The 10,292-nt window shown below is 41.5% G+C and carries 10 protein-coding genes; 4 read left to right on the top strand and 6 right to left on the bottom strand.

Going from position 1 to position 10,292, the window contains the following annotated elements; all coding sequences use genetic code 11:
* Window positions 1-253, top strand: a 253-nt coding sequence (locus G565_RS0119115) for an ATP-binding protein (RefSeq protein ID WP_028672284.1), incomplete at its 5' end; no start/stop codon positions are given.
* 201 nt (window positions 254-454) lie between these two features.
* Here G565_RS0119115 and G565_RS0119110 read toward each other — a convergent pair.
* Window positions 455-1,048, bottom strand: a complete 594-nt coding sequence (locus G565_RS0119110; RefSeq protein WP_028672283.1) for a LicD family protein — start codon at window positions 1,046-1,048, stop codon at window positions 455-457.
* A gap of 242 nt (window positions 1,049-1,290) precedes the next feature.
* On the opposite strand from G565_RS0119110, the gene G565_RS0119105 reads away from it, so the two are divergent.
* Window positions 1,291-1,710, top strand: a complete 420-nt coding sequence (locus G565_RS0119105; protein ID WP_028672282.1) for an FAD synthase family protein — start codon at window positions 1,291-1,293, stop codon at window positions 1,708-1,710.
* Between the two features lie 11 nt (window positions 1,711-1,721).
* Here the strand turns inward: G565_RS0119105 and G565_RS0119100 are convergent, their stop codons facing one another.
* The gene (locus G565_RS0119100; protein WP_028672281.1) at window positions 1,722-3,026 is read right to left on the bottom strand and encodes an O-antigen ligase family protein; all 1,305 of its coding nucleotides are present in this window, start codon (window positions 3,024-3,026) and stop codon (window positions 1,722-1,724) included.
* A gap of 623 nt (window positions 3,027-3,649) precedes the next feature.
* On the opposite strand from G565_RS0119100, the gene G565_RS0119095 reads away from it, so the two are divergent.
* The gene (locus G565_RS0119095) at window positions 3,650-4,714 is read left to right on the top strand and encodes an undecaprenyl-phosphate alpha-N-acetylglucosaminyl 1-phosphate transferase (RefSeq protein WP_028672280.1); all 1,065 of its coding nucleotides are present in this window, start codon (window positions 3,650-3,652) and stop codon (window positions 4,712-4,714) included.
* 482 nt (window positions 4,715-5,196) lie between these two features.
* Here the strand turns inward: G565_RS0119095 and G565_RS0119090 are convergent, their stop codons facing one another.
* From G565_RS0119090 to G565_RS24980, 4 genes are all read right to left on the bottom strand, one after another.
* On the bottom strand, window positions 5,197-6,390 hold the full coding sequence (locus tag G565_RS0119090; protein ID WP_028672279.1) for a glycosyltransferase family 4 protein: 1,194 nt from the start codon (window positions 6,388-6,390) through the stop codon (window positions 5,197-5,199).
* A 199-nt stretch (window positions 6,391-6,589) separates the two neighbouring features.
* Window positions 6,590-7,819 (bottom strand): hypothetical protein, encoded by a 1,230-nt coding sequence (locus G565_RS0119085; protein ID WP_028672278.1) that lies wholly within the window; start codon window positions 7,817-7,819, stop codon window positions 6,590-6,592.
* A gap of 21 nt (window positions 7,820-7,840) precedes the next feature.
* Window positions 7,841-9,145, bottom strand: a complete 1,305-nt coding sequence (locus tag G565_RS26535) for a glycosyltransferase (RefSeq protein WP_084649470.1) — start codon at window positions 9,143-9,145, stop codon at window positions 7,841-7,843.
* The gene (locus G565_RS24980; protein WP_051208272.1) at window positions 9,132-9,941 is read right to left on the bottom strand and encodes a 6-hydroxymethylpterin diphosphokinase MptE-like protein; all 810 of its coding nucleotides are present in this window, start codon (window positions 9,939-9,941) and stop codon (window positions 9,132-9,134) included. The genes G565_RS26535 and G565_RS24980 overlap by 14 nt, the downstream gene beginning before the upstream one ends.
* Before the next feature lie 125 nt (window positions 9,942-10,066).
* On the opposite strand from G565_RS24980, the gene G565_RS0119070 reads away from it, so the two are divergent.
* The coding region (locus tag G565_RS0119070; protein WP_425413990.1) for a transposase at window positions 10,067-10,292 on the top strand (226 nt) is incomplete at its 3' end.

The following is a 10,292-nucleotide window of genomic DNA, read 5'->3' as shown; positions in this document are numbered from 1 at the left end:
CGTGGATGACCTTGGATACGTGCGCAAGACTGAACAGGAGAGCAGTGTACTGTTCGAGCTGATCGCTCACCGGTACGAACGCCACAGCTTGATCATTACCTCCAATCAATCCTTCGAGGACTGGGACCAGTTGTTCGACGATACCGTCATGACGGTCGCCGCCATCGATCGACTGGTGCACCACGCCACAATCATCCAGTGCGAGGGTGACAGCTATCGAAGGAAACAGTCTGCCAAAAAGCAGGCTTCATAGGTTCAGCGCAACCGGCCAAGTTAATTGTCGCTGAACCGGCCAAGATAGTTGACGCGCTACAAACGTCCCTACGTGTCTTACGTCCCTTAATATCCTGCGTCACTTAATGTTTCGCGTCAGTTATTGTTTCGCGTCATTTAGTGTCCCACGTCCCTTCATGTTTCACGTCTTTCCATGTCCTACGTCAGTCAATGTTCCACGTCAGTCGTCGTCCACCCTCGGGCGGACGACCGTCTTCTCCATATCACAATGCCACTCTTTCTGCGGCACTTTCCAGTTGCCAAACTTGGCTTCCAGGTACCCCTCGTAATCAACCGGAACCTTCACCTGCCGCCCTTCCCAGGGCACGGTTTCGAAACCTTCATAATGGTGGGCCGACACGCGCATGACATTGCTGGCGGCTATCCAGTAGGCATGGCCTTCGTGGCTATATTTCACGAACAGATCCAGGGTGTTGGGCCCGGCCAATACCTTTAGATAGCGGTCTTTTACCTTTACCAACCGCACATCCGGTTGTTTGGCAAAGGCTTCATTTTGTTTGAATGTTCGCTCAGAAAGCCGCCAGCCACGGGCTTTCAGGTCACTCAGGGCCGGTTGCAGCCGGGGTACATCGGCACTCATGATAGACAAGTCGGTGTCTTTATCCCACGGCAGCAAGTCCCCATCCCGCACGATACCCAGCAAGGTACCGCCTTCAAGGTGGTAGGGGATGTTGTGGGCATCCAATACGTCGATGGTATCTATCAACTGGCGGCGCTGTACCGACGAACTGGACGATGGCTTGAAGAGACGCATTAACTTCCTTCCGGCGTGCATATGAGGCCCCATAATAACCCGCGAGCCCCCTACCCAGCCACCACAGCAGGGGCTTTTGTCACAATTCAGACATGCTTTTGCAATACCTACCCCCTAAAGTACTCCGGTCAGGTTGCGCACCAGCAATAACCCGGTTAGTGTTCAACCCTGCAACAGGCAAGGCCCAGTACAGGCACAAAGCACGATTTAACACCAAACGACCCAACACACCACGAGACGCTATGAACCCGACCGACAAGCCCAACAAACGCGTGATCACCTTCGGTACCTTCGATGTGTTCCACATCGGCCACGTTAACATTCTGGAACGCGCCAAAGAACTAGGCACCCATTTGACGGTTGGGGTTTCGTCCGATTCTCTAAATTTCGATAAAAAAGGCCGCTACCCGGTATACCGCCAAGAACACCGGGTACACATACTGAACAGCCTGCACTGTGTAGACGAGGTGTTCATTGAAGAATCGTTGGAGCAAAAAGGCGAATACCTAAACCGCTACAAAGCAGACATTCTGGTGATGGGCGACGACTGGGCCGGCAAGTTCGACCACTTTAAAGACCAGTGCGAAGTCATCTACTTCCCGCGCACCAAAGACGTTTCAACCACTGACATTATTCAGATGATTCAAAGCCGAATTGACTGAGGCCAGCTAAGCTAAGTACTGGCAACATTCTCTACACGCTTTACGCCATGAACAATTTTCAACATTCTGGCCATCAGTAACGCCTGAGTTGAAGCAAAGAAGTAAGTAAAAGGTTCGTGCTCAAACAGTGCTACCGACTGCCCTGCCACCCCGTACACAATGAGTATGCCCAGCCCAGAAACCGCATAAAAAGCTGTATCTTCCCGCCAGGCGTATTTCCAATAAACAAACCCCAACGCTCCAAACAAGAACACCAAGCTGATTAGCCCCGGAATACCCCGCTCCACCATGACCAGCAGTATTTCATTGTGCGGGTTTTTCCACATCCCTACTTCGCGAGACATGCCTGGGTTGGCGAGCCGTATCTCAGTAGCCAGATCCTTGTATGAACCCAGCCCATGGCCCAAGACTGGCTTTTCCTTAATCAATACCCAAGCTGCCTTTGCCATATCGAACCGGGCACCAAGTGAGGTATTAGCATTGCCTTTTTGGTAACTCTGAATATTGCTGATGGCCTCATTAAACCGCTGTTGAAATTGAGGAGTACTGACTACACTGCCAATGACAACCAAAATGACAAAAAATACAGCCCAAAGCCGCTTAGCAGGCCACTGCTTGCCAAGGTAAATCAAATAAGCAATCGCCAAAACAGGAATGGCCAACCAGGCACCGCGAGCCTGAGTAAGAATGCAGCCTATCAATGCAGAGACAACTCCCGCAACCAACCATACCTGTTTAACCCGGGTGTTTCCCTTCAAAAACAAGAGCCCATTCAGGCTGATAACGGCTAGGCATAGGGTGATGGCACCGAAACGCATAGGGTTGACCCCACCACTCGGCCGCCCAGGGAATTCGGCAAAGCTATTGCCGCTCGTTAATATATACTCTCCCGTTGCATTCCAATAAACGAGCTGGATAACAGCAAAAATACCTGCCAATAGTGCGGCTAAACCAAACCCCCAATATGTGGAGAAAGGCTTAATGTCAGCAACACGCATTAAATAATAGAAAGGAACTATTAACAAAAAAGTAAGCAACAACTCGTTTCTGACCAAAGTCTGATCAGAAATAGGGTTGATCAACAATGCAAATAATGAGCCCAGCACGAACAGCAAGAAGGCCAACACGAACAAGCGGTCATCCGGTGAGTAGTGAACCCGGGACTTTCTGATTGATACTGAGGAAGCCAGGCTCACAACAACGCATAATATCAGCGCAGCCTCAGCGAGTTTGGTGAACACAAGGCACTGCCACAAAAAAAGCACATACAAACCAAGAGCAATGATACCGACACGGTTGATAAACAAGCTGTTCAACTAGACATCCTTAAGACCCTTACAAGCGCAAACACCCAGCGCATTCAACAAAAGACCATATAATTACCAACCCCGGTTACTAGGACAAAGCAGTCAAACTGCGCCGATCAACGCTGTTAACCTAACCCCAGCTCAAGATGCACTGGCATAGTTAGGTTTAAAACCAAACTCTCCAAGATGGAACCACTTGCCGATCTCGGACAACAAACAAGGATACCCAAAGATTGGAACCATAAACCAAACCGAAGGCCATTGTAGTACAGCACCCTAGCAGCAACCAACCTGCACCCCAAAACTTCCCGCAGTTACATTGTTAACAATTTGTAGGGGCCAAACTCTACTGAGATATCGTATGCAAAATACTACTCCCTAAATGCATCCAATAGCATCTTCGAACGGCGATCCACAGGGGAATCAACTAACGTGAAGTGTGTCAATAACAATGTATTAGGTTTTGGGTCTGTTCATCTCGCCTCAATGCCTTAAAATGCTAGGGGCTATCAAGCAGCTACAAAAAGCTCCAACCCGTTGCTAAGCTGCAAGTTCGACCAGTAAGCCGGATAGCAGGATACTAATAACTGCACCAGCACCCTCAAAACCTTAACTTGTCAAGGCAGACATCTATGATTGAACTTTCAGTATCGTTTTTTGGTGTTTTTTTTGCCACATTTGTATTGACACCGATCACCAATAGACTCGGCTTGGTGGACACACCAGACCACCGCAAAGTTCACGATGGCAATATCCCCCTAGTTGGCGGAATTGCCATGTTCGCGACTACCGCCCTCGCCGCCCTATTCTTTGTGCCATCTTCCAGCGAAATGGCTTTTTTATTGGCTGCATGCGCCCTACTCACCATGACCGGTTCTATCGATGACCGCTACGACCTGCATTATAAGCTTCGCTTGGGAGTACAGGCACTGTCTGCTTGCTTGCTTATTTGGGGGGCTAACACTAGCCTTCAAAGCTTCGGCAATGTTCTCGGTTTTGGGGACCTTCAACTGGGATTGTTTAGTACACCAATAACCATAATTGCAGTAATCGGAATGATCAATGCCTTCAACATGATTGATGGTATCGACGGATTATCGGGAGGGTTGAGTTTAATCACAGTAACTGCTCTGTACTTTTTAATCGGCGACCAAATAGCGGATGGTGCGAGTAATATTTTGCTACTATTGATAGGTGCACTGTCGGCTTACCTAGTTATGAACCTCCATGTGTTTCCAAAATGGACACCCAAGATCTTTATGGGAGATGCGGGATCCATGGTTCTGGGTTTTATTATTACCGCATTTCTTATTCGCTATTCGCAAGGGTCGAAACAAATCATGATGCCGGTTACAGCTCTTTGGTTAGTTGCAGTTCCATTACTTGATATTTTCGTCACCTGTATTCGCAGGGTCAAGCATAAAAAAAACCCATTCCATGCAGACCGCACTCATGTTCATCATATATTTATGCGCGCGGGTTTTACAACACGCACAACACTCATTGCGATACTGGGTTTTCAAGTGTTAGCAGCAGGCATCGGTGTTTGGCTACAGGTTATATGGCAAAACGGTATAATTTCATTTATCGCATTTGTAGCATTGTTCTTGGCTTATCTTCAATTCATCAAACATTCTTTCAAAGCAGCCAAGTGGTTGCGCAAAAATGTCACTAATAGTAACCCACACTCTAAATGAGGGAGCAAAATTAGATTTTCAAATATCCTGGGGAGGATTCTGCGAAGTTGCCCAATTGTCTGGTGAAGAATGGTGACTAAAAAAGAATCATGACTATCCACAATCATGGCTGCTCCTGCACCACTTCGAAGACCAGTTCGTGGACAAAGAACATGCAACCATCGCAGTTACAAAAAATATTTATAGATTCTTTGAATGACGCTGTGAAAGGCGCTCATATCAGCACTCACTGTTATTCGATGATAGAAACTGCCAAAGACTATACGCTAGTGCCTTACTGCTAATCGAAGTAGGTTTCGAAGAACTGCCACTCGCAAAACCGTAACTGAATCGATAAGACTCTGCCATTAAACACAAAAAATACAACCACATAGGTGGATTTCCATGAACACTGCCTATTATTTTTACCGCCTCCGGCGTTTCTAATCATATCACCATACGACTAAAACATGATGTATACAATTTTCACTCAAGCAATAATATTATTCAATGACTAGAGAATCTACTTGTTTGTTATAATGCCTTAGCACCTTACTCCAACTATATTCTGACTCTATCATGTGTCTCGCTGATGATGCCATTTCAGTAGCAATAGTTAAATCTTGATTCAAACGTTTAATAATTTCAACATAATCATTTATCGAATTAGCAACGAAAAAATGCTCCTCATCAGTTCCATTTATTCCTTCGGCTGCAACAGGTGAAATAACACTAGGTAAACCTAATGCCATATACTCAAGAACTTTATTTTGAACACCTGCACCCAGCCGCATTGAACAAATCCCAGCCAGTGCCCCCATAGCATATTCACTGACATTCCCGACAGGACCGGTGACACTAACATTACTCAATCGAGATAAACGCTTTTTATTGCTGCTTGATATACGCCCAATTACTAAAAACTCAAAACCCGAACCATCCTCATTCAATTTTGGCAAAACTCTTGAAGCAAACCAATACGCAGCATCAAAATTCTGCAAAGAATTCATGTTGCCTATGAAGACCAGCTTTTTTAGGTCACTTACTTGAGAGAATGGATAATTAGTTAATTCAACGCCATTACTACAAACAATAACATTGTTAGCTTTAGCCACAGATTCATCGAATAAGTAATCTCTATCAATATTTGAAATTAAAACAGACATATTAAAAAATCTAACTATAGATTTTTCAAACTGCTTCAGTCTATTTTGTTCCAAGCTATAGATAATATTTTTAACTCCAGACAATGTTGCAATCCTCTGAACTCGCTCATAATTCATTGATATAGCATCGGTCATCTCTAGAATACATGGTAAAGATTTCCCCTTTAAGTAATTAGATACACGTACCAAATGAGCCAGTGCTAAGTCACTATCCGTCAATAATTCATCGACTTTAATTGAAAATTCTTGCGACTCATAGTACGCAATTTGCAAAGGAGTTGAAGATAACAATGCTTTCAAAACTTTCAAGTAGGATTTCCATTTAGGGAGATATACTCTTTCAATCTTCATAAAAACGCCATCTTTTGGCGCAGGCATATTTAACTCATATTTAGTTTCACAAAAACTAAGTAGGGTAATATCGTACTTTTCACTTAATTGTTTGCATATATAATAAATTCTCAATCGATCCCCACCAACAACTGGGTATGGAAATCTAGGTGTTAATACAAGCAACTTTTTTTTATTCACAACTGAAGCTCCAGACACAAAATGTCCATCATTTATTTATAAAGCTAAGAGTTATCATGTTACTGTGCATAGTTTACTTTCAACAAAGCACAATGAGCAATTTACAAATCGGCAACAAGGAATTATGAAGGTTAAAATTACCACCTTAGCTTTGCCAAGATAGAATAATACACATATCAACCTACAAATTAATTCTGGATTACTTATAGAACCCTTTTTTAATATAAGCGATAGCAATCCATGGAATAGGATTCGAAATTTGACACTGAAATAACATAAATATAATCACACCTACTATTATGTAATATTTTGCCAACAAACCGTGCCGATCCAGTGCACTATCAGATATATTACCCTGACTAAATATAGGGATTACAAGTAGTGCTAATATTCCAATATCTGCAACAAGAGAAGTAAAATATGTTTGTGGGCTAAAGGCTAAACCGCGCATTAATACTTCATGTTCACCAATATCAATAAATGACTCATTGGCCAAATAAGTCCAGTTTTCAGAAAAGCCGCCAAAACCCAAGCCGAATATGTCAACTGTAAACGGAATAGCCAATGCCATATAATTCAAGATAAACCTAGTGCTACCCGATGTCTCCTGAGAATAAATAATAGAATTAAGCTCGAAGCCACCAGACAAAACACCCCAAAGAACATTCAAGATATGGTGAAATCTCGTACCCTCTCCAAATAACAAAAAACCCAAAAATATCGTCAATAAAATTATAGAAATGAAGATTCTGTATAATATTATTCGCTTTGTTGTAAAATAGCTGAATAAGATCAAATAAATAAAAACCATTCCATACACGTAAGCACTTCCACTAAGGACTGCCAAAATCAAAAGACAGAACTTCAATATAAACAACCATTTCGCTCTAGAATAAATTACACACGACCTACTACCAATTAAATCCAATAGCACGACAACCAAAAAGAAATAAAATACAAAATAACTAGGCTCTTTGGTCAATATTGAAAAACGGGACTCCAGATATCGACCATCTATATTAAGTACTCCTCCTACTAATGACTCACCGAATAAAATAGCGGACAAAACATAGACCAACATGGCACAGACCATAAATGCTAGGGTGATTACAGATACATTCTTCCCTTCTCTATAACTAGCAATAAAACATACAGGACCAATTAAGTACTTAATCGCATATATAATTGAAACATAGCCATTAATGAAAAAACCCCATAACCCTGCACCGATTATCAAGATCATATAAAATAAAACATACATCTCCAAACGATCTATCCCATGCTTTTTATAAAAACTAAACACCAGAGTCAAGACCAAAAAAAATAAAGTTAATACTGGAATTGTCTCGACATCGATAGGGGCTAAACCCATATACATAGTCAACAAAGAAACAATACCAATATTATAAAAAAATGACATTCTTATCATTCAGGCTCACCTATACAATAACTACTTAGCATACCAGTATGGATATTTGAATTTAATTAAAGGCGAGCGATTTAATGTCTTTATGATTTTAGCAGGATTACCACCGACGAGAGTATTTTCTGGTACGTCAGCCACAACTACCGAGTTAGCCATTACAACAGAATTTCTTCCAATGGTAACACCTGGCATAACAGATACCTTCGAAAATAGAACAACCGAATCTTCAATATTCACGCCACGAACCAAATAATCAAACATTGGTGATTCAATATCATGGCCTGCCGTATGTATTTCACAACCTCTAGAAATCGAAACCCCAGAACCTATTACTATAGTGCCTCGATTATCAAACACAACATTTCGATTTACTATACTATCACTCCCAATAATGATGTTCCCAACATTAAAGAATTCAGCCCCCCTTAATATATAACTATTTTTACCGACAGCGACACCCATAACCTTCAATAGTATATTTTTAATAAAAAAAGTAGGCACTATGTTATAAGAAAAATTTATAAGATGCAGCAAAAGATGCTTGGACTTCCTAAGTTGCACATAAATCATATTTGATTTAATTAACTTCCTCAAGGGACTATAAAAAAAATAGAGATTAGTGAGAAAAGATGCTTTTTTTTTGGATATATACGAATAATTGACTAATATTTCAAGATATTCTTGGTATGCTTTTTTGGCACTACTATCGCTAATGCCTCCTGTCTGCATATAGACCCCTACATCTCCAGAATATATAAAGGGTATGTTGTCGTTTCTGATACATCTACACAAAAAGTCTGTATCTATAGCAATTGACAATTTCGTTGAAAACCCACCAACCTGTTTATATACATCTCTTGTTACCATAGTTGCAGTGTGAACAAAACCAAACCCTAGTCCTTTTCGCATTCGGTTTTCATCGTGATGTCCAACTATTTTTTTAATCAATAAACCGTCTTTATGAATGTAACAGTCACCATAATAAATACCACTTTGACAACCATTGGCTTTATATACAGATAAATATCGCTCAATTAAACGGGGATGCCATAAGTCGTCAGCATTATGAAATAAAACTAACTCACCCGTTACATTTTTCAATCCCTTATTCCAAGCATCGCCAATGCCTGAATCCTCTTCTGATATAAATGTATCAATTGTAGACTCATGTTGTTCTAACAATCTAGCGGTACTGTCAGTTGATTTCCCATCAATAACTACCACCTCTACATTATAGTACGTTTGAGATTTTATAGAACTCAACGCATTTAATATGGTGGACTCAGCATTATAACAGGCTAAAATTATACTAACTCTAATTGGCTTCATAGCGTTGTACTTTATTGGGAATTAAAAATTCTGAGAAAGGCATCTTTGTGAATAATTGCAACTTTCCATCATTCGTACAATCATATATTTCTCGGTTATTCTCTTCATATAGATTTTTTGCTATAGTGTAATGAACCTCGCTTTGGAAAAGATCCGGCAACTGCCATTTCGTACCCTTTGAAAAATAATTTGGATCGAAGTGATTGTGATCATCATCTTTCGCCTCAATAAGTTTATTTGGTGTACCTTTATCTGCAAAATTGTGATCACACCCCACTAATGCAATTCTTTGAAATCCCATATGAAAAGCTAACTGCATTGCTACATAGGTCACTGTGTAGCCCTGATTAATACTCACAGAACAATCCTTTGCAAAAGAAGAAGGGATGTTTGAAGAATGCAAAAAGATAGACTTGCTATTTTTTATTCCAAGATGCTTCGCCTTAGAGTCAAGAAATAAAGGTATGTCTGTATTTGAGAAGTAATCCGCATTTTGCTCTAACACGTATGGATTAACAGCGACGATAGTAGATGGTCTAAAATCCACTTTATCAAATAACAAATTGATCTTATTTAAGCCAAAAGTATATAAACCACTATCCCTTAACATTTCAAAGTCGGTATTGAGTAAAGACGGTCCATTACACAATATTACAGCACTTTGACCTTTAAATTTATTTCTAATTTTTTTTAACCTTTTCCTAGATCGATAAGATTCAAGACATATATCCCAATACAGTCTACGCAACAACAAACCAGTTGCATATTTGTACGGATTCACCTTTTCGTTACTCATAATATCAAAACCTTATAGTGGACCCCATGATTTAGACCACGGGCATAGGTAGAATGCCACGACCAAGCAGGAGTAGTAACGTGGCGAGAAAACGGTTCAGTAGTGAGTTCAAGGCCAAGGTCGCAATGGAGGCTATCCGAGGCGACAAGACAGTCGCTCAATTATCTTCGCAGTGCGGCGTACATGCCTCTCAGATCAACACCTGGAAGAAAATCGCCCAGGAGCGACTGGTGGAAGCCTTCGAACGCGGCAGTAGCCAACCCGACCCGAAAAAGCTGGAAGCTCGGGAAGACCATCTATATCAACAAATTGGCAAGCTGCAGGTCGAGGTCGAGTGGCTTAGAAAAAAAT

Origin of the sequence: Saccharospirillum impatiens DSM 12546 (genome assembly GCF_000423605.1) — a bacterium.
Taxonomy (GTDB): domain Bacteria; phylum Pseudomonadota; class Gammaproteobacteria; order Pseudomonadales; family Natronospirillaceae; genus Saccharospirillum; species Saccharospirillum impatiens.
This window is presented reverse-complemented; position numbering and strand designations above follow the sequence as displayed.

What these genes read in the sequence shown, in the direction of transcription:
- G565_RS26535 (WP_084649470.1), bottom strand. Translation starts at nt 9,145, where the DNA reads ATGAAGCCAATTAGAGTTAGTATAATTTTAGCCTGTTATAATGCTGAG.
- G565_RS0119110 (WP_028672283.1), bottom strand. Translation starts at nt 1,048, where the DNA reads ATGCGTCTCTTCAAGCCATCGTCCAGTTCGTCGGTACAGCGCCGCCAG.
- G565_RS0119105 (WP_028672282.1), top strand. Translation starts at nt 1,291, where the DNA reads ATGAACCCGACCGACAAGCCCAACAAACGCGTGATCACCTTCGGTACC.
- G565_RS0119095 (WP_028672280.1), top strand. Translation starts at nt 3,650, where the DNA reads ATGATTGAACTTTCAGTATCGTTTTTTGGTGTTTTTTTTGCCACATTT.
- G565_RS24980 (WP_051208272.1), bottom strand. Translation starts at nt 9,941, where the DNA reads ATGAGTAACGAAAAGGTGAATCCGTACAAATATGCAACTGGTTTGTTG.
- G565_RS0119085 (WP_028672278.1), bottom strand. Translation starts at nt 7,819, where the DNA reads ATGATAAGAATGTCATTTTTTTATAATATTGGTATTGTTTCTTTGTTG.